General features: G+C 67.9%; 18 protein-coding genes and 1 tRNA gene. 8 read left to right on the top strand and 11 right to left on the bottom strand.

The genetic code is table 11. From position 1 onward, the window contains the following. Nucleotides 1–90 precede the first annotated feature (90 nt). The 4 genes from FHT36_RS19155 (at nucleotide 91) to FHT36_RS19140 (ending at nucleotide 3,448) form a co-directional block, all read left to right on the top strand. Nucleotides 91–1,065: a tripartite tricarboxylate transporter substrate binding protein BugD gene (locus FHT36_RS19155; protein WP_169124135.1), complete on the top strand. Its 975-nt coding sequence runs from the start codon at nucleotides 91–93 to the stop codon at nucleotides 1,063–1,065. A 210-nt stretch (nucleotides 1,066–1,275) separates the two neighbouring features. Next, nucleotides 1,276–1,737: a tripartite tricarboxylate transporter TctB family protein gene (locus tag FHT36_RS19150; RefSeq protein WP_169124072.1), complete on the top strand. Its 462-nt coding sequence runs from the start codon at nucleotides 1,276–1,278 to the stop codon at nucleotides 1,735–1,737. 10 nt (nucleotides 1,738–1,747) lie between these two features. After that, nucleotides 1,748–3,247, top strand: a complete 1,500-nt coding sequence (locus tag FHT36_RS19145; protein WP_169124071.1) for a tripartite tricarboxylate transporter permease — start codon at nucleotides 1,748–1,750, stop codon at nucleotides 3,245–3,247. 125 nt (nucleotides 3,248–3,372) lie between these two features. Beyond that, a tRNA-Lys gene (locus FHT36_RS19140) sits at nucleotides 3,373–3,448 on the top strand. Nucleotides 3,449–3,953: 505 nt separating this feature from the next. Here FHT36_RS19140 and FHT36_RS19135 read toward each other — a convergent pair. The 4 genes from FHT36_RS19135 to FHT36_RS19120 form a co-directional block, all read right to left on the bottom strand. Further along, a complete protein-coding gene (locus FHT36_RS19135) occupies nucleotides 3,954–4,337 on the bottom strand; it encodes a lipopolysaccharide assembly protein LapB (protein WP_246702314.1) in 384 nt (127 codons plus the stop codon). A gap of 71 nt (nucleotides 4,338–4,408) precedes the next feature. Then, entirely contained in the window at nucleotides 4,409–5,194 is a 786-nt protein-coding gene (locus tag FHT36_RS19130; protein ID WP_169124069.1) for an ABC transporter ATP-binding protein, read from the bottom strand. Between the two features lie 20 nt (nucleotides 5,195–5,214). Next, nucleotides 5,215–6,066, bottom strand: a complete 852-nt coding sequence (locus FHT36_RS19125; protein ID WP_169124068.1) for an ABC transporter permease — start codon at nucleotides 6,064–6,066, stop codon at nucleotides 5,215–5,217. Nucleotides 6,067–6,152: 86 nt separating this feature from the next. Next, nucleotides 6,153–7,256: an ABC transporter substrate-binding protein gene (locus tag FHT36_RS19120; RefSeq protein WP_169124067.1), complete on the bottom strand. Its 1,104-nt coding sequence runs from the start codon at nucleotides 7,254–7,256 to the stop codon at nucleotides 6,153–6,155. Between the two features lie 228 nt (nucleotides 7,257–7,484). On the opposite strand from FHT36_RS19120, the gene FHT36_RS19115 reads away from it, so the two are divergent. Both FHT36_RS19115 and FHT36_RS19110 read left to right on the top strand, forming a co-directional pair. Then, complete coding sequence (locus tag FHT36_RS19115; protein WP_246702327.1) at nucleotides 7,485–8,270, top strand: transporter substrate-binding domain-containing protein; 786 nt, start codon at nucleotides 7,485–7,487, stop codon at nucleotides 8,268–8,270. A gap of 23 nt (nucleotides 8,271–8,293) precedes the next feature. Beyond that, a complete protein-coding gene (locus tag FHT36_RS19110; RefSeq protein WP_348644514.1) occupies nucleotides 8,294–9,340 on the top strand; it encodes a cytochrome c peroxidase in 1,047 nt (348 codons plus the stop codon). Between the two features lie 3 nt (nucleotides 9,341–9,343). On the opposite strand, the gene FHT36_RS19105 is transcribed toward FHT36_RS19110, so the two are convergent. The 5 genes from FHT36_RS19105 to FHT36_RS19085 form a co-directional block, all read right to left on the bottom strand. Next, nucleotides 9,344–10,156 carry an ABC transporter ATP-binding protein gene (locus tag FHT36_RS19105; RefSeq protein ID WP_169124064.1) on the bottom strand — a complete coding sequence of 271 codons (813 nt, stop codon included), beginning with the start codon at nucleotides 10,154–10,156 and terminating at the stop codon, nucleotides 9,344–9,346. Beyond that, nucleotides 10,153–10,977 (bottom strand): ABC transporter permease, encoded by an 825-nt coding sequence (locus tag FHT36_RS19100; protein ID WP_169124063.1) that lies wholly within the window; start codon nucleotides 10,975–10,977, stop codon nucleotides 10,153–10,155. The genes FHT36_RS19105 and FHT36_RS19100 overlap by 4 nt, the downstream gene beginning before the upstream one ends. Further along, on the bottom strand, nucleotides 10,967–11,848 hold the full coding sequence (locus FHT36_RS19095) for an ABC transporter permease (RefSeq protein ID WP_169124062.1): 882 nt from the start codon (nucleotides 11,846–11,848) through the stop codon (nucleotides 10,967–10,969). Before FHT36_RS19095 ends, FHT36_RS19100 begins: the two co-directional genes overlap by 11 nt. A gap of 244 nt (nucleotides 11,849–12,092) precedes the next feature. Next, complete coding sequence (locus FHT36_RS19090; protein ID WP_169124061.1) at nucleotides 12,093–13,217, bottom strand: ABC transporter substrate-binding protein; 1,125 nt, start codon at nucleotides 13,215–13,217, stop codon at nucleotides 12,093–12,095. Nucleotides 13,218–13,290: 73 nt separating this feature from the next. Then, nucleotides 13,291–14,259 (bottom strand): TauD/TfdA family dioxygenase, encoded by a 969-nt coding sequence (locus FHT36_RS19085; protein ID WP_169124060.1) that lies wholly within the window; start codon nucleotides 14,257–14,259, stop codon nucleotides 13,291–13,293. A gap of 192 nt (nucleotides 14,260–14,451) precedes the next feature. On the opposite strand from FHT36_RS19085, the gene FHT36_RS19080 reads away from it, so the two are divergent. Together FHT36_RS19080 and FHT36_RS19075 are read left to right on the top strand one after the other, a co-directional pair. Continuing rightward, nucleotides 14,452–16,077 carry an FAD-binding protein gene (locus tag FHT36_RS19080; RefSeq protein ID WP_169124059.1) on the top strand — a complete coding sequence of 542 codons (1,626 nt, stop codon included), beginning with the start codon at nucleotides 14,452–14,454 and terminating at the stop codon, nucleotides 16,075–16,077. Beyond that, on the top strand, nucleotides 16,074–16,397 hold the full coding sequence (locus FHT36_RS19075; RefSeq protein ID WP_169124058.1) for a ferredoxin family protein: 324 nt from the start codon (nucleotides 16,074–16,076) through the stop codon (nucleotides 16,395–16,397). Before FHT36_RS19080 ends, FHT36_RS19075 begins: the two co-directional genes overlap by 4 nt. A 64-nt stretch (nucleotides 16,398–16,461) precedes the next feature. Here FHT36_RS19075 and FHT36_RS19070 read toward each other — a convergent pair whose 3' ends face one another. Together FHT36_RS19070 and FHT36_RS19065 are read right to left on the bottom strand one after the other, a co-directional pair. Beyond that, the gene (locus FHT36_RS19070; protein WP_169124057.1) at nucleotides 16,462–17,289 is read right to left on the bottom strand and encodes an ABC transporter permease; all 828 of its coding nucleotides are present in this window, start codon (nucleotides 17,287–17,289) and stop codon (nucleotides 16,462–16,464) included. Continuing rightward, on the bottom strand, nucleotides 17,286–18,488 hold the full coding sequence (locus tag FHT36_RS19065; RefSeq protein ID WP_169124056.1) for an ABC transporter substrate-binding protein: 1,203 nt from the start codon (nucleotides 18,486–18,488) through the stop codon (nucleotides 17,286–17,288). The genes FHT36_RS19070 and FHT36_RS19065 overlap by 4 nt, the downstream gene beginning before the upstream one ends. Between the last annotated feature and the right edge of the window lie 15 nt (nucleotides 18,489–18,503).

Below are 18,503 nucleotides of genomic sequence, written 5' to 3'. Positions count from 1 at the left end.
CGGCACTTCGGGCTTGACGTAACGGCCGTCGCGACTTTCAAAAGGATTCAGAAGGGGTCGCTGAAGGATCCCCGGAGGAGGACAATGCCCATGCGAATGCTCTCGGCCGCCCTCGCGCTTGCCGCGGCGATTGGTTTTTCGGCGGCAGCGACGGCGCAGGACTACCCCACGCGGCCGATCACCATGGTGGTTCCGTTTGCGGCCGGCGGCCCGACCGACACGGTGGCGCGTCTCGTCGCCGAATCCATGTCGAAGACGCTGGGCCAGCAGGTCATCGTGGAGAATGTCGGCGGAGCCGGCGGCACCCGCGGCGCGGGCCAGGTGGCGAAGGCCGCGCCCGACGGCTACACTATCCTGCTCCACCATATCGGCCAGGCCACCGCGGCGACGCTCTACCGCAAGCTGCCCTACAATCCCGCGACCGACTTCGAGGCCGTGGGCCTCGTCACCGCCGTGCCCATGACCATGATCGGCAAGCCCGGCTTCGCCCCCAAGACCATGGCCGAGGCCGTCGACTTCGTGAAGGCGAACAAGGACAAGGTCACCTACGGCAATGCCGGCGTCGGCTCCGCCTCGCATCTGTGCGGCATGCTGTTCATGTCCTCGATCGGCACGCAGATGACCACCGTTCCCTATCAGGGCACGGGTCCGGCCATGAACGATCTGGTCGGCGGCCAGATCGACCTCATGTGCGACCAGACCACCAACACCACCGGCCAGATCAAGGGCGGCAAGGTGAAGGCCTATGCGGTCACCACCAAGGACCATGTGAAGTCGCTGCCCGACCTGCCGACCATGCAGGAAAGCGGCCTCAAGGACTTCGAGGTGGCGGTGTGGCACGGCATCTATGCCCCCAAGGGCACGCCCAAGGCCATCGTCGACAAGCTGAACGCCGCCCTCGACGTCGCCCTGAACGATCCCAAGGTCGTCGCCCGCTTCGCCGACCTCGGCACTGAGCCGGAGCCCAAGGATCGCCGCAGCCCGGCCTTCCACAAGGATTTCGTCATCGCCGAGATCGCCAAGTGGAAGCCGGTGATCCAGAGCGCCGGCGTCTACGCCGACTGATCTCCGCTCCCGGTGAGATCGCGCGTCGTGGCCGGACCTCCGGCCCGACGCCCCAGCTGATATCGGTAGGGGTCGCGCCCGCGTCTGCGCGCTCCTGAGACTGCGCGCCCTTACGAAAACACCCGCGTGGCCGGAGCCAGCCGCGCGGGCAGTCACACAGCAGGCCATTTGTCAGAGCGCAACCAATACGCGCCGGCATCGAGGGGGGACATGAACATCATCCGCAATCCGAAGGACGTCCTCTCGGGGCTCCTTTTCATCGCCCTCGGGCTGCTGTTCGGCTGGCAGACGCAGGAGCTGCCCATGGGCACGGCGGTGCGCATGGGACCGGGCTATTTCCCGCTCCTGCTCTCGGCCCTCCTCGGCCTGCTCGGGCTCATCATCCTCATCAACGGCCTGCGCTTTCCCGGCGAGATGCCGAGCGGCATCGCCTGGCGGGCCCTGCTCATCATCACCGGTGCGTTGGTGTTCTTCGGCTTCGGCGTGCGGCCCCTCGGCTTCCTGCCCGCCCTCGGCGTCTCCGTGTTCGTCTCGGCGCTGGCTTCGCGCCTGTTCACCTTCAGGACGGCGCTGCTGAACACCGCGGTGATGGTGGTGTTCGCCTGGGCCGTCTTCATCAAGGGTCTCGGCCTGCCGCTGCCGCTGCTCGGCCCGTGGCTCGGCGGATATTGAGGAGGCGCGCGTGGACCTTCTCGACAACCTCGCCCTCGGCTTCTCCGTCGCGCTGTCGCTGCAGAATATCTTCTACTGCTTCGTCGGCGCGCTGCTCGGCACGCTGATCGGCGTTTTGCCGGGCCTCGGCCCGGTGGCGACGATCGCCATGCTGCTGCCGCTCACCTTCGGCCTGCCGCCGGTCTCCGCTCTCATCATGCTCGCCGGCATCTATTACGGCGCGCAATATGGCGGCTCCACCACCGCCATCCTCATCAACCTGCCGGGCGAATCCTCCTCGGTGGTCACCGCCATCGACGGCCACCAGATGGCCCGCAAGGGCCGGGCCGGCGCGGCGCTCGCCACGGCGGCGCTGGGCTCCTTCTTCGCCGGTTCTGTGGCCACCCTGCTGCTCGCCTTGTTCGCGCCGCCGCTCGCCAACCTCGCGCTGCAGTTCGGGCCGCCGGAATATTTCTCGCTGATGGTGCTCGGCCTCATCGCCTCGGTGACGCTGGCCTCGGGCTCGGTGGTCAAGGCCATCGCCATGATCGTGCTCGGGCTGATCCTGGGCCTCTCCGGCCAGGACATCTACACCGGCACGCCGCGCTTCACCTTCGATCTGCCCGAGCTCTCCGACGGGTTCGATTTCGTGGCACTGGCCATGGGCATGTTCGGCATCAGCGAGATCATCCGCAACCTCGAGGACGAGCACCAGCGCTCGCTCGTCGCGGCCAAGGTGAAGAGCCTGATGCTCACGAAGGAGGAGTTCAAGCGCATCATCGCCCCGGTGCTGCGCGGCACCGCGCTCGGCTCCTTCCTCGGCATCCTGCCGGGCGGCGGGGCCATGCTCTCCTCCTTCGCCTCCTATTCCATCGAGAAGAAGCTTTCGCGCCATCCGCAGGAGTTCGGGCGCGGCGCCATCGAGGGCGTGGCCGGACCTGAGAGCGCCAACAATGCCGGCGCGCAGACCTCCTTCATCCCCATGCTGACGCTGGGCATCCCCTCCAACCCGGTGATGGCGCTGATGATCGGCGCACTCATCATCCAGGGCATCACGCCCGGCCCCAACGTGGTGACGGAGAAGCCCGACCTGTTCTGGGGCGTCATCGCCTCCATGTGGGTGGGCAATTTCATGCTGGTGCTGCTCAACCTGCCGCTCATCGGCATGTGGGTGAAGCTGCTCACCGTGCCGTACCACGTGATGTTCCCGGCCATCATCGCCTTCTGCTGCATCGGCGTGTACAGCGTGAACAACAACGTGTTCGACGTGTACACCATGGCCCTGTTCGGCCTGCTCGGCTACGCGCTGGTGAAGCTCGATTGCGAGCCCGCGCCGCTGCTGCTGGGCTTCGTCATCGGCCCCATGCTGGAAGAGTATCTGCGCCGGGCCATGCTGATCTCCCGCGGCGATCCCACCGTGTTCGTCACCCGCCCCATCTCGGCCGTGCTGCTGCTGCTCGCACTGGCCGCTCTGGTGGTGGTGCTGCTGCCCTCGGTGCAGAAGGGCCGCGAGGAGGCCTTCAAGGAGTAAATCCCCAAGCGACGACGCGGCGGCGGCAAGACCTGTGGAAATCTTCGCCGCCGCGCCACCCCAGCCCCTTGCCAGCCCGAAACTCATTTGCTACACGAACGCCTCCTTCGGGGGCCACCCCGGACGGGCGCATAGCTCAGTTGGTAGAGCAGCTGACTCTTAATCAGCGGGTCCTAGGTTCGAGCCCTAGTGCGCCCACCATCAAATCCCGGATTTGGGTGGATTTTACGGTTTCAGTTTTAGAGGCTGAAACGGATTTCGCATTAGCTTGCGAATGGGCTGAATTGCCCGCGATCCCCGACAACGATTTTTCCATGGGAATGCGCTCACGCGAGCGCAGGCGATCATCTACGCATCACAGGGCGTGGTTGACGGGCGCGCCGGTGTCGGTGGGAAGCCGCGCTCGGCCCTGCAGATGAGTAAGTCAGTTGTAGTTCGAGATAACGCCATGGCCGAGGGCGTATTCAGCCGGATTAGGCGCTAAGGTTGGGGTCAAAGGTTTCGGCGTGGGGCGCGCCAGTCGCAGGAATTTCGGGAGACGGATCAGGGAGTGCCGCAGGCAGAATCGTGACACGGCGGAGCGGAGTCGCGTTCCATCGGCCAGCCAGCTGAAGCGGTTGGGAGTATGAGAGCACCACGCTGCGTGTGCACCTCGGCCTGCCGCGCCCGCCCGATCGCTTTTTCCCGGACGCCTGAGCGATGTCCCTCAGGAATTGCGTCCGGCTGCAACGAGCGCCTTGCGAAGCTTGTCATGCTCCTCGCAGCCCGATGGGAAGCACAGGAGGCGCAGGAGTTCGAGGTTCTTTTCGGCGCCCTTGAAGTCGCCGATGGCGGTGAACAGCTCCCCCTGATACTCGATCGCCGGACGGTGCACCGGATCGTAGAACAGGGCTTCCTTGTACCAGCGTGCCGCCGCGTCGTAGCGCTTGAGATTGCGGTTGGCGAAGCCGAGCAGGTTGTAGAGGTCGGCGTGGCGCACCGTGGCTGTGAGCGGTTCGAGCAGGGCCAGCGCCCGCTCGTAGTCACCGGCATAGAGCGCGGCGCGGCTCTCCGAGAGGTCCGGCAGGTCGGTGGACGGCGCCGTGTCCATGGCCCGCGCCGGGCCCGCAGCGGCCAGGATCGTCAGCGCTAGCAGGGCTGCGGCGAAACGTATTCCGGTCTTCATGCGGCGCGGGTGGCGGTCTTGCCGCCATCCTCTCCCATGGCTGTGAGGATACGCCGCTTGAGGGCCACGAAGGCCGGGTCCGCGCGATCGCGCGGGAAGGGAAGGTCGATATCCAGCGTCTCGACGATGCGTCCGGGCTTGGCGGCCATCACCACGACCTTGTTGCTGAGGAAGACGGCCTCCTCCACATCGTGAGTGACGAGGATCATGGTGACGCCCTCGACCTCCCAGATGCGTTGGATCTCGTCCTGAAGATGGATGCGGGTGAGGGCGTCGAGGGCCCCCAGCGGCTCATCCAGCAGCAGGATTTCCGGGCGGCTGGCGAGGCCCCGTGCAATGGCGGCGCGCTGCGCCATGCCGCCCGAAAGCTCATGCGGATAAGCCTTCTCGAAGCCGGAAAGACCCACCAGCGCGATATGCTCGCGCATGGCAAGGTCCTTCTCCGCCCGCGTCCAGCCGGAGTTTTCCAGGCTCAGGCCGATGTTCTGCTCCAGCGTCAGCCACGGCAGCAGACGATGGTCCTGGAAGACGATGCCACGGCTGAGCGCGGTGCCGACGATGCGCTTGTCGTTCAGCTCGATCTCGCCTTTGTAGTCATCATCGAGGCCGATGATGAGCCGCAGCAGGGTGGACTTGCCGCAGCCCGAAGGGCCGACAATGGTGACGAAGGCGCCGGGCTCCACGTCCAGGTTCACGCGCGACAGCACGTTCACCAGCGGGCGGCCGGGGAGCGAATAGGTCTTGGAAACGTTGCGGATGGTGAGGTGTCCGGGCGTGGCCATGGCTTTTCCTTTCGTCCGGCTCAGCCGTCGTAGCCCTGCTTCCACTTCAGCACGCGCTTCTGCGCGAGGAACATGGAGCGGTCGATGGCGAAGCCCACGAGGCCGATGATGACCATGCAGACAAGCAACTGGTCGGTGAGCAGCAGGCCCTGGGCGCGGAAGATGAGGAAGCCGAGGCCCTCAAGGCCGGAAAGCCCCTCCGCCACCACCACGAGGGCCCAGGCGAGGCCCGCCGCATAGCGCAGCGACACCATGATGGATGGCATGGCGGCAGGCAGGATCACCTTGCGGATGAGCTGCCAGCGGGTGAGCGTGAGCACCTTGGCGAGCTCGATATAGTTTTTCTCCACGTTGCGGATGCCCTGCAACGTATTGAGGAACACTGGGAAGAAGACGGACTTGGCGATGACTAGGATCTTCGCCGGCGCGCCGATGCCGAGCCAGAGCACGATGAGCGGCAGCCAGGCGATGCCCGGGATATGGCGGATCGTATCGAAGGTGGGGCCGAAGAATTCCTCGACCTTGCGCGACAGCCCGGCGGCGATGCCGAGCAGGAGTGCGGCGGCTGACCCATAGATGAAGGCCTGCCCGACGATGTTGATGGAGGCGAGGAAGTCGAAAGCCAGCTTCTGCTTGGTCAGCATCTTCCAGAATGCCGTCACAACCGTGAGGGGGGCGGGCAGAAAGACCGGATCGATCCATTTGTAAGTCGCCGCCGTCTGCCACAGGACCAGGATGATGAAAGGCAGAATGAAGCCGGTGAGGTTGGGCAACCGAAGCCCGCGCCGCCCGGGGGCTTCGGCGTGCGCCGGCAGGTCCACGGTGGCCGCTTCGACCGCCGCGGCCTCGATGGTGTCGGATGTGTGGGACATGCTGAGGCATCCGGCTGGAAACGAGAGGAACTAAGGACGTCGCCGCCGGGATTGGGTCCCGGCGGTTGAGTTCAGGCCGGATCCGATCAGTTGTAGATCGAGTATTCGCCGCCGGCGAAGAAGCGCCCGTCGATGAAGGCGTCGATCTGTGCCTCGGTGAGGCTGCGTTCGGCGAGAATGTCGTCGCCGTTTGCCACGTACCAAGCCTGGAAATTCTTGATGGCGTTGCGGGCGCGGTCGGCATTGGGCTCGCCGGCCATGAACTCCCATTCGCCCGCATGGTTGATCTGGAACTTCGCCACTTCAACGGGCACGCGGGTCTTGTCGGCGACGATCTGGGCCGCCTCGTCCACATGGTCATAGGTCCACTCGCGGGTGCGTTCGCGTGCGGCGAGGAAGGCTTTGACCACCTGCGGATACTTGTTCACGAAATCGCGGCGGGCGAAGTAGGTGACGCGGCCGGCATTGTTCACATAGACGCCGTCGTCGGGCGAACGGCCGATCACCTTCAGCTTGCCGGAGAGCCAGGCCCCGGCGAACGCCCCGGCGGCGAGGTGCGCCGTGGTCGCGTCGGTGGCGCCGGTGAGGACGGACGTGATGGCAACCGCCGAATTGTCGATGGACGTGTAGCGGATCCGGCCCTGCTTATCTCGGGAATCGAACGGCAGGCCAGCCTTGGTCGTCATCTCGAACGGCGAAGACCAATAGCAGGAGATGCGGCTCGATCCGAACTTCTTGCCGTCGAGATCGGCCACCGAATTGATCTTGTCGTTGTCGGCGCGGGCCAGAATGGGCGCGCGATACCGGTTGGAGGGCTCGGACGCCCAGATGACCACGCCGTCGAGGCCATTCGCGCGGTGCACGGTGGCCGGATAGATCATGCGCTGGGCGATGGCGATGGCGCCGTTGTTCACCGCCGCGGATTCGGCGCCCACGAGGTCGGCGCCGCCGGAGGCGATGAGGTTCACCTTCTTGACGCCGATTCGATCGAACTCGTCTTTGAAGATGCCTTTCTCCTGCGCGATCACCGTCCAGGGCGTCAGCTGCAGGTTGATGGCGGTCAGCGGCTCGTCGGCGCGGGCGGCCGGGCTGCCGCCGGAGAGCGAGGTCGCCAGAAGGGCGGATGCGGCAAGCGCGGAGAAGGCGAGGGCGCGGCCGGTCCGGGATGTCGGCAGGGATAGGCGGGGCATGAATCTCTCCCGAAGGATGGTGAGCGGGGCAGGGCGGCGATCGCGGGCACCGCTTGCAATTTTGATATAATCGAGTGATTTTATAGAAAATATCAAGCGATGTTTTGCTCCCAGCGGGCGGCGCCCGCACTCCGCTCGCCCTCGATCCAATCATTTCAAGGGATTGCCAAGCCAATGGCCCGGCTCCACCGGCCTCCTCTGTTCCTCGCGGCGATATTCGTGGCGGCGATGGCCGGCGCGCTCGCCGCCACCTTGCTCCTTCTCGCGCCGCGGGGCGCGGATGCCCACGCGAACACCCAGGTAGGCGGGACGCTGCGCATCGGCATCGGCTGGCTGCCGCCTCCGGAGACGCCGGACATGCGGCTATACGCCGAGGAAGGATTCGATCTGGACATCGCGGCCGAGATCGCGCGGGGAATGGGTGTCCGTCCGGAACTCGTCCTCGTGGCGCCGGATGACGCTGCGCAGGCGCTTGCCGCCGGGGAGGTCGATCTCGTGGTGGCCCGCGCCGGGGCTGGAGATGGGCTGAGACGGGGTGCCCGGATTGTCGAGACGGGTTTTGAATCCGGCCTGAGCATCGCCATGCGGTCGGACCGTCCGCTCGCGTCCTGGGCCGATCTGAAGGGCCGTGTGGTCTGCGCCTCGGAGGCCAACCGCCACGGTCGCGACCTCGCCCAACGCCTTGGCGCAACAGTGAAAGTCGAGCGTGCTCCGGCTGTTGCGCTGATGCAGGTGCGGACCGGCGAATGCGATGCTGCCATCCACGATCGCGTGCTGCTCGACCCCTTGTTCACCAAGCTCTCGTGGCAGAAGTTCTCCGCCACCCTGCCGGCCGTGGAGCCTACGTCCCTGGTGGTCGCCGTCTCACCAGGAAATGCTGATCTGGCTCAAGCGGTTGCGGGGGCGCTCAGGGATGGGACGAGCCCGGAGCGCTGGCGGCAGCGGCGGGAGAAATGGGCGTCTACCGTCTCGTTCGAAGTGTATCGCGACCAGGTGGCGGCGGACTGCCATTGAGGTCCGCTCGCGCCCTTTGTCCCGTGCTGCTGGTGGCGCTAACCCTTGCCGGTACAGGATTTTCCAAGGCGGAGGAGCGGGGCGGGGAACTGCGGGCGGCCTACGCCGGAGCGCCGGCCTCATGGCCGCGTCCGGACATCGATGCCGCTGTGGCCTTTGTGGAGATGGGGGTACCGCCGCTGCCAGAGTCTCCTGGACCCAAGGCCGTGCTGGGGGCGAAGCTATTCGCCGACCCCCGGCTGTCGGAGGACGGGCAAGTCGCCTGTGCGTCATGTCACGGTCCGGCGCATGGATTCAGCGTGCCCGAGCGGGTGGGGCGTGGTATCGGGGGCGCATGGGGACGGAGAAATCCGCCTTCATTGCAATTGGTTGCGACCCGCTCCCGGTTCGACTGGGATGGCCGGGGCAGCGACCTCTCCGCCCGCGTCCTCGCGCCTTTGAGCGACCCCACGGAGATGGGACGGGACCTTACTTCGGCCCTCGCCCGTATCGCCGGGACCGAGCTGGAGGGGGAGTTCCGGGGGGTCTTTGGAGCGGAGGGGTTGACCGCGCGGGCCCTGGCGGAAGCCCTCGTTGCCTACCTGAATACTATCGACACCCCCACCCGGTTCGACCGCTTCATCGAGGGCGATCACACCGCCCTGAACGACACCGAACTCGCCGGCCTGCACCTCTTTCGCACCAAGGCCCGGTGCATGAATTGTCATTTCGGGCCAATGCTTTCCGATGGCCTGTTCCACAATCTGCGGCTCTCCTTCTTCGGCGAGCCGGTGCAGGATCTCGGGCGGTTCGAAGCGACTGACAGTCGAGACGATGTCGGTAGGTTCAGGACCCCGTTTCTACGGCATATCGGTGCCAGTCAGCCCTATATGCACAACGGACTGTTTCCGACCCTCGCCGGCGTGGTCAATTTCTACGATCGCGGAGGGGGCGAGGTATGGGCGCGGAACGCGGAGGAGGCGGCCCGTCCTCTCTACCGGGACGCCGTCCGCCTCTCCCCCCACATCCGCCCCCTGGGCCTGACCGAGGCGGAGAAGGCGGCGCTGGTCGCCTTCCTCAACGCGCTCTGATCGTCACCGCGCCCGCCCCTCGCCCAGGGAGACGCCGAGCAGCTCCAGCACCCGATCGCGCAGGGCGACGAAGGCGGGGCTGGAGCGGTCGGCCCGGGCCTCTTCCGGCACCTCCAGCACGGCGGCGATGCGGCCGGGGCGGGGGTGGAGGACGACGATGCGGTGGCCGAGGAAAACGGCCTCGTCCACGTCGTGGGTGACAAGCACGGCGGTGGCGCCCTCATGGGCGACGATGCGCTTCAGCTCGCCCTGCAGGCGCAGGCGGGTGAGGGCGTCGAGGGCGCCCAGGGGCTCGTCCAGCAGCAGGAAGCGGGGGCGGTTGGCCAGCGCCCGGGCGATGGCGACGCGCTGGGCCATGCCGCCGGAGAGCTGGGCCGGATAAGCCTTGGCGAAGGCCTCCAGCCCCACCAGCTCCAGATGCTCCGCCACCGACCGCCGCCGCGCCGCCGCATCGAGCCCCGAATGCAGCAGGGCCGCGCCCACATTGCCCTCCACCGTAAGCCACGGCAGCAGGCGGTGCTCCTGAAAGACGATGGAGCGCTCCGGCCCCGGCCCCTCGACCGGCTGGCCATCGAGGTGGATGTCTCCCGCATAATCGAGATCGAGGCCGAGGATGAGCCGCAGCAAAGTGGACTTCCCGCAGCCGGAAGCGCCGACGATGCTCACGAAGCTGCCCGCCTCCACCGAAAGCGAGATGTCGGAGAGCACCTCCACCGCCTTGCCGTCCACCACGAAGGCCTTGCTCACATGGCGGATGTCGAGGGCAGGCAAAGCGGTGGCGGCGGACGGCGCGGGGGCCGAGAAAGGAGCATTCATCGGTTGTTCCAGCGGATCAGGAGGCCTTCGGCGCGCTCGGCCAGAGTGTTGAAGCCGAGGCCGATGAGGCCGAAGAGGAGGATGACGAGGAAGAGGAGGTCGATCTCGAAAAGCTGGCTGCCCTCGTTCAGCCGCCCGCCGAGGCCGGGCGAGATGTTGAGAAACAGCTCCGAGCCCACGGTGGCGAGCCAGGCGTAGATGAGCGCGCCGTGGAGGCCGGTGAAGATCATCGGCAAGGCATGGGGCAGCGCGACGAGCCGCATGTAGTTCCAGCGGTTCAGCAGCAGCACGTCGGAAAGCTCGCGATAGGTGGCGGGCACGAGACTGATGCCCCGCCATGTGCCGATGACCACCGGCTGGAAGGCGGCGACCGCGATGAAGGTGATCTTGCCCGTGTCGCCACCGCCGAACCACATGGCGAGCAGCGGCACCCAGGCGAACAGCGCCGTCTGCCGCTGCGCCAGCACCGTGGGGCCAACGATGCGCCCGACCAGGGAGGAGGCGCCCAGCAGCGCCCCCAGCGCGAGACCCGCCGCGACGCCGATGACGAGGCCGGAGAGATTGCGCCGCAGGGTCTCGTGGAGATCGTGCAGCAGCGTGCCCGCCGTGACCTCGCGGATGAGGCGCTGCACCACCGCGAGCGGGGAGGGCAGGTATTTGGCCGGCACCCAGCCGAAGTGATGGGTGGCGAACCACAAAGCGAGCAGGGCCGCGAACGCCGTCCATGGGCGCCAGTCGATCCGGCGCGTGGCGCTCCGCAGGGCGGTGCCGGCGCGGGCCTCGGCGGGCAGGGTGGTGGCGGCAGCGGCATCAATGGACATCGCGCGTTCCCCGCTTCCACGGCTGGGCCCGGCGTTCCACCCAGCGCAAACCGAGGTCCATGGCGAGGCCGGCGAGGGCCACCACGATCATGGCGATGATGACGAGATCGAGCTGGAACAGCTGCCGGCCCCAGGTCATCAGATATCCCAGCCCCTCGAACGAGGCGAACAGCTCGGCCAGCACCAGCGTCTGCCACGCATTGGCGAGCCCCTCGCGCAGGCCGGCGAAGATGGAGGGCACCGCGCCCGGCAGCACCACGAGGCGCAGCGTGTCGCGCGTGTTGAAGTGCAGCACGCGCCCGAGTTCCCGGAAGGCGGGCGAGACGTTCTCGATGCCGCGGGCCGTGCCGAGGATGATGGGGATCGCCGCCGACCAGCCGATGACCACGTATTTCAGAGGTTCGTCGATGCCCATGAACAAGGTGAGGAGGGGCATCCAGGCCAGCACGTTAACACGCGCCACCGCCTGCACCGGGGGATAGAGGAAGGCGCGCACGGTCGGCGAAAGCCCCGCCGCCGCGCCGAAGACGAGGCCGAACAGGGCACCAAGCCCGAAGCCGACAAGCACGCGGTGGGTGGAGACTTCCAGATGGGTGGCGAGCGAGCCGTCGGCGATGAGGCTGGATACGGTCTCATAGATGGTCGCCGGGGCGGGAAGGATCTGCTCCGGCACGAGGCCAAGGCGCGCCGCCCACCACCAGGCCACCAGCAAGGCGAAGGGAAAGGACAGGCCGAGCAGGACGGAGCCGAGGGGTGTCGGGCTGGCTGGGCCCCGCCTTCCAGTACGTCGTCGGGCTGCGGAAGCCGTCGCGGTGCCGGCGCGGGCGGATTGGTCGAAGGCCGGTTTGTCGAGCGTTTCTGCAAGGCTCATGCTGTGTCACCTTCCGTCTCTGCTGCGCGCCGAACGCCCGCCCGTGCCCATGTCCGTGCCCTTGTCGCCCCGCTCGCCGCTGGTCATCCCCCGCCTCGTGCGGGGGATCCATGGTGCGGCCGGGCGCCGTATTCGGCCTGAAACACTCGTTGCGGGGCCCGGTGGATGCCCCGGACGAGCCGGGGCATGACGGCGCTGATGGGGAGGCAGGGGCGCCTCATGACGCTCCCCAGTTCGACGCCCCCTAGTTCGACGCCTTCTGGTCGATGCTGCCGCGCGTCTCGATGTTTCCGCGCCCGTCGCGGGTGGACCAGAAGTCCTCCAGCTTCAGCGTCTTCAGCGCCGCGTTGAGATAGGTGCGGTCGAACCAGTGGTCGATGTCGGGATCGCCCTTGAGTAGGCCGTAATCCTTGGCGGCCTGGGCCTGTTCCTTGTAGCGGGCGACCACATAGTCATCGATCAGCGGATTGACGATGAGGGAGAGCCGTACACCGTCGAAGTTGGTGACGAAGGTTTCCTTGGGCAGGCCCGAGAGCGCCCAGGCCTCGAACGCCTCGTCCCGGTTCTGGTCCTGCGAGATGAAATGGGCGGCCTTGATGAAGGCCGTCACCACGCGCTGGGTGAGGTCCGGGTGGGCGGCCGCGAAGGCCTCGGTGACGAAATAGGAGGAATTGCGCCCCAGCGTCGGGTCGTCGCCCTTGGTGGTGTAGACGATCTTCACCACGCCCTTGGCCGCCAGCGGCAGATATTCCTGCCCGCCGAACACGGCATCCACATTGCCGGAGGTGAGGGCGGCGACAGCGGCGTTGGCGTCGAGATTGATGAAGCGCACGTCCTTTTCCGAAAGCCCGTGCAAGGCGAGGATGCGGTCAGTGGCGTTCTGCAGGTTTGTGCCCTTGAACAAGGCGACCTTCTTGCCTTTCACGTCCTCCACCTTGGTGATGGTGCTGTCGGTGGGCACGGCAAGGAAGATGGGGTTGTTGCGCCCTGTGGCGAAGATGAACTTGTGCTTCAGCCCCCGCGCCCGGCCGACAATGGCCGGCAGGTCACCCAGCAGGAAGAAATCGAGCTGGCCGGAGGCCACGGATTCATTCAGCGCGGGGCCCGCCCCGCGGAAGAAGGTCCATTCGATCTTCACGTCCTTGTCGTCGGCGAATTCCTTCTCGATCAGCTGGCGGGCGCGGGCATAGGTGGTCGCGTCGCCATAGGAATAGGGCCGCTGTTCCGCGCCGACGCCGGGATGGCCGAAGCGGATCACCGTCTCGGCCGCTGCGGGCGCGGCGAGGAGCGCGAGGCAGAACAGCGCCGACGCGGCGCGGGCCAAGGGACGCAGAACGGGGCGCAGAACCGGGCGCAGCAGGGCAGACATCGGTCTCGAACTCCTGAAAGGGGCCAGAAGACATGCCGGCGGCGGGGCCTGCCGCCCGCCGGCATGCGCGGGATCAGGCGGCGCGGTCGGCCGGCTTGTCGAAGCGGTTGCGGGTGACGCTGGTGCGCCCGTCCACGCTCACCGGCACCTCGCCATCCACGGTCACGCGACGCACGACGCGATGGGCGTCGCCATAGTCGTTGACCGCGTAGTGCTGGGTGGAGCGGTTGTCCCAGACCGCCACGTCGCCGGCCCTCCAGCGCCAGCGCACGGTGTTCTCCGGCGCGGTGATGTGGCTCTGGAACAGGTCGTAGAGCTTCTGGCTGTCGCCCTTGTTGAGGCCGACGAAGCGCTGCACGAAATTGCCGAGCACCAGCGAGCGCTCGCCCGTCTCGGGATGCACCCGCACCACCGGATGGTCGGTCTCGAAGACGGTCTTCGTGAAATTGCGGTCGAACTGGCGGCGGTCGTCGTCGGTCGCGTGGGGGCGCACGGCGGCATAGTCGTAGGCGTTGGAATGGGTCGCCCACAGGCTGTCCGCCAGCTGGCGCAGCGGTTCGGGCAGGCGATCGTAGACGGCGGCGGTGTTGGACCACACGGTGTCGCCGCCCGCCGCCGGAATCACCACGCCGCGCAGCACGGAGATCTTCGGATAGGCGTCCACGAAGGTCACGTCGGTGTGCCACTGGTCGGCCCGGCCGGCGCCCTGGCCGCTGTCGCGCTCGCCGGTGCGGCGGGTGTCCAGTTCAAGCACCGAGGAGGTGCCGGCGAGCGCCCCGATGGTCGGATGCGGCACAAGCCCGCCGAAGCGCGCGCCGAAGGCCTCCTGCGCCGCGTCGTCGAGATGGTGCTGGTCGCGGAAGAACAGCGCCTTGTGCTTCAGCAGCAGGCGGTGGATCTCGTCGAACAGCGGCTGCGGCAGGTCGCCGGCGAGGCGCACGTTGCGGATCTCGACGCCGATGCGCCCGGAGAGCGGGAGGATGTCGCTCTCGGGAATGGCGGGCTCCGGTGTGTTGGGAAGGGTGCTGATCGAAGCGCTCATGGGGCCTCCTGACAGGCTGCGGCGGACGAAGCGGCCGCGCGTTTCCCGGCGGCCGAGGGACATTAATCTTGATATTTTCAAGTAAGTCTATAAACTAAATTAACATTATATCCACGTTATTTGGCGCCGCCTGCGCTTCGGCTCCGTGCGACAGCGTGGCGGCCGGCGTTCGCGAGGGCTTCGGGAGGCATCATGGGCTTTTCATCTTCCGCCCCGTCCGGGCTCCACCTCACCTGCGACGCGCTCGTGCTCGGCGGCGGCCCGGCCGGCACCTGGGCGGCCTTCGAGGCGGCGCGGACGGGCGCGCGGGTGGTGCTGGCGGACAAGGGCTTCTGCGGCACGTCCGGCGCCACCGCCCCGTCCGGCACCTCCATCTGGTATGTCGAACCGGACCCGAAGCTGCGCGCCGCCGCCATCGTCAGCCGCGAGGCGCTGGGCGGCTTCCTCGCCGATCGCGCATGGTCGGCCCGGGTGCTGGAGACCACCCACGCGGCGCTGCATGAACTCGGCGCGCGCGGCTATCCCTTTCCGCTGGACGGCGCGGGCAATCCCATCCGCGTCTCGCTGCAGGGGCCGGAATATATGCGCCTCATGCGCAAGCTGGCGAAGGGCGCGGGCGTGCGCATCCTCGATCACTCCCCGGCGCTGGAACTGCTGGTGGACGAGGCCGGTGCGGTGGCCGGCGCCCGCGGCATCCGCCGGCAGCAGGGGGATGGCTGGCAGGTGGATGCCGGCGCGGTGGTGATCGCCACCGGCGGCTGCGCCTTCCTCTCCCGCGCGCTCGGCTGCACCGCGCTCACCGGCGACGGCCACCTGATGGCGGCGGAAGCCGGCGCGGACTTTTCCGGCATGGAATTCTCCAACGCCTATGCCATCGCGGCGGACTTCGCCTCGGTCACCAAGACCCTGTTCTTCAAGTGGGCGACCTTCACCGACGAGGCCGGAGAGGTGATTCCCGGCGCCGCCTCCAACGGCGGGCGCTCGGTCATCGCGCGCCATCTGCAGAAGGGCCGGGTGTTCGCAAGGCTCGACCGCGCCGACGCGGCCATGCAGGCCAACATGCGCGCGGCACAGCCCAATTTCTTCCTGCCGTTCGACCGCATGGGCATCAACCCGTTCCGGGACCGCTTCCCCATCACGCTCCACCTCGAAGGCACCGTGCGCGGCACCGGCGGGCTGCGCATCGTCGACGAGACCTGCGCGACCCGCGTGCCCGGCCTCTATGCGGCGGGGGACGCGGCGACGCGCGAATTGATCTGCGGAGGATTCACCGGCGGCGGCAGCCACAATGCCGCCTGGGCGGTCTCGTCCGGGCGTTGGGCCGGCCGCGCCGCCGCGGACTTCGGCCGCCGCGCCCCGAGCGGGCGCGTGCGCCGGGGCGCCGGCACCGCGGGGCTGCGGGACGCCGGCGCCCGCCCCTTCGATCCCGCCGAGGCGGCACGCACCGTGGTGGGAGAGGTCCATCCCTTCGATCGCAACTATTTCCGCACGGAGGAGGGCCTGACCCGCTCCCTCGACCGTCTCGACAGTCAGTGGGCGCGCCTGACCGCCTCCGCTCCGGCGGATGGCATCAACGTGCTGCGCGCTCGCGAGGCGGCGGCCATGACGGCGGTGGCGCGCTGGATGTACCGCAGCGCGCTCGCCCGCACCGAGAGCCGGGGGATGCACCGCCGGGTCGACCATGCGGCCGCCGACCCGGCACAGCGCCACCTTCTCACCGCGGCAGGTCTCGCCGAGGTGTCCGTCTCCCACCGGCCGGCCCCGCCCCTTGCGGCGGATGCCGCGGAGCAGCGCTCAGGCGAAGGGATCGCGGCATGATCGAGCTCATCAGCGCCGCCCGCTGCACCGGCTGCAACATCTGCGTCGCCGCGTGCCCCACCAACGTGTTCGCGCCGTCCCTGTCCGGCCCGCCGGTGATCGCCCGGCAGGCGGATTGCCAGACCTGCTTCATGTGCGAACTCTATTGCCCGGAGGATGCGCTCTACGTGGCGCCCACCGCCGGGGCGCCCCTCGGCCTCGCCAGCGAGGCGGATGCGCCGCTCCCCCTCGGCACCTATCGCGCCGCCATCGGCTGGACCCCCGCCACCGCTGCCAACCGCTCGGTGGACGCCATGCACGCGGTGCTCTCGGCGAAGTAGCGGGTGACGGCTCGGTTTGGCTTCCCTTCAACCGAGCCTTCCCCTGCGCGAGCCGTCCTGCGGCTCAGGCCCAGCGGCGGCAGAGCGCCCGGGCGAGGGCGTCGAGGGCGAAGCCGAGCACGCCGATGAGCAGCACCATGGCCATCAGCTCGGAATAGGCCAGCCGGTCGCGTGTATCGAGGATGAAATAACCGAGCCCGGCGGAGACGCCCAGCATCTCGCACGGAACCAGCACGATCCAGAGGATGCCGATGGCGAGGCGCACGCCGGTCAGGATGTGGCCCGTCACCCCCGGCAGGATCACCCGCGAGAGCATCTCCCACCGTGTCGCGGCGAGGCTGCGCGCCAGCAGCAGCCAGCGCGGGTCCAGCTGGCGCACGCCGGCAGCGGTGGACAGGAGGATCGGCCACACGGCGGCGAAGGCCAGCAGGAAATAGATGGGCCGGTCGCCCACGCCGAACACCATCACCGCCAGCGGCATCCATGAGAGCGGCGAGATCATGCGCAGGAACTGGAAGGCCGGCGTGGTCGCCGCTTCCAGCGCGCCGAATGTACCCACCGCGAGCCCCAGCGGCACGCCGATGGCCAGCGCGAAGCCGAGGCCGATGAAGATGCGCCGGAGGCTCACATAGACATGGATCGGCAGGTCCGAATGCAGCAGCAGGCCGCCGAGGCTGGCGAAGGCGCTCGCCGGCGAGAAGCGCCGCGCGAAGCTGCCGGGGGCGGCCAGCACATCCGTGCCGAGCCACCACAGGGCCAGGAGGACGAGCAGGCCGGCGATGCCGAGCAGCGGCCGCGAAAGTCCGCCGCCCCGCGCGGCGCTTTTCGGGCGCGCGCCGGTCGTCGGATCGGCCCCGGCGGTGAAAGACCTCTGCTGCGGCTCCGCATTCAAGGCGCGATCACCTCGGTGCGGGTAAAGGTGTCGGGGAAGCCGAACGCCGGCAGGCCGCCGTTGGCCGCCAGCGCAACCTTGACGAAGCGGTCGTCCACCAGCTGCTTCGCGGCCGTCGCGGGGTCGAGCTTGGCGAGGAAGGCACCGTCGCCCTCGATCAACGTGCCCTTGAGGCGCCGGACCAGTTCCTCGGTGTAGCTCGGGAACGGATAGGGCTGGAAGTCGATGCGCTTCTCCTTCCAATCGGCATGGCGGATGGCGCCGGACTTCAGATAGGCCTCGGTGTCGGCCTCGGGCGGGGAGAGCACCTTGTCGAGCACCGCCTGGGCATGGGGCGTGTAGCGGTTCGGCCCTTCCTTGGAGAGGAGGCGCGCGGTCTCGGCGCGGTTGGCGCGGGTCCACAGCTGCGCCTTCACGATGGCATTCACCACCTTCTGCGACCACTCCGGCCGCCCGTCGAGATCGCGCTCGTGCATGAACACCACGCAGCAGGCGTGATCCTTCCACACGTCGCCGGTGAAGCGGAGAATTTTGCCGATGCCCTGCGTTTCCGCCACCGCGTTGAACGGCTCGGCGACGATGTAGCCGGCCACCTGACGGGTGGCGAGGGCGGGCGGCATGTCGGCGGGCGCCATCACCACGAGATTGACCTCGTTGGCGGCGGGCGTGCCGGTCTTCTTGGTCACGGGGATGAGGCCGTTTTCGCGCAGCAGGTTCTGCACCACCACATTGTGGATGGAGTACCAGAACGGAACCGCCACGGTCTTTCCGCCCAGATCGGCCACGCTCGAAATGTCGGGGCTGACGGTGAGAGCCGAGCCGCTCACGTGGTTCCAGGCCACGACGCGCGCCGGGGCACCGGAGCCGAAGCGCGCCCAGACGGTCATGGGCGAGAGCAGGTGGATGACGTTCACCTGACCGGAGATGAAGGCCTCGATCACCTGCGCCCAGCTGCGCAGCAGGACGGGCTTTTCCGCCTTCAGGCCCTCCGCCTCGAACAGGCCATTGGCATGGGCGACCAGCAGCGGCGTGGCATCGGTGATGGGCAGGTAGCCGATGCGCACCGGGGCGTCCGGCTCCTGTGCGCGGGCTTCGGCGGCACGGAGCAAAGGCAGGGCGCCGGCGGCGGTGAAAAGGGCGGACAGCTTCAGCATCTCGCGGCGGGAAAAGCCGCCGCGGGGAAGGCAGGCGATGCACATGGTGGGTCTCCTCGT

Source organism: Xanthobacter sp. SG618 (assembly GCF_012932745.1).
Taxonomy (GTDB): domain Bacteria; phylum Pseudomonadota; class Alphaproteobacteria; order Rhizobiales; family Xanthobacteraceae; genus Xanthobacter; species Xanthobacter flavus.
This window is presented reverse-complemented; position numbering and strand designations above follow the sequence as displayed.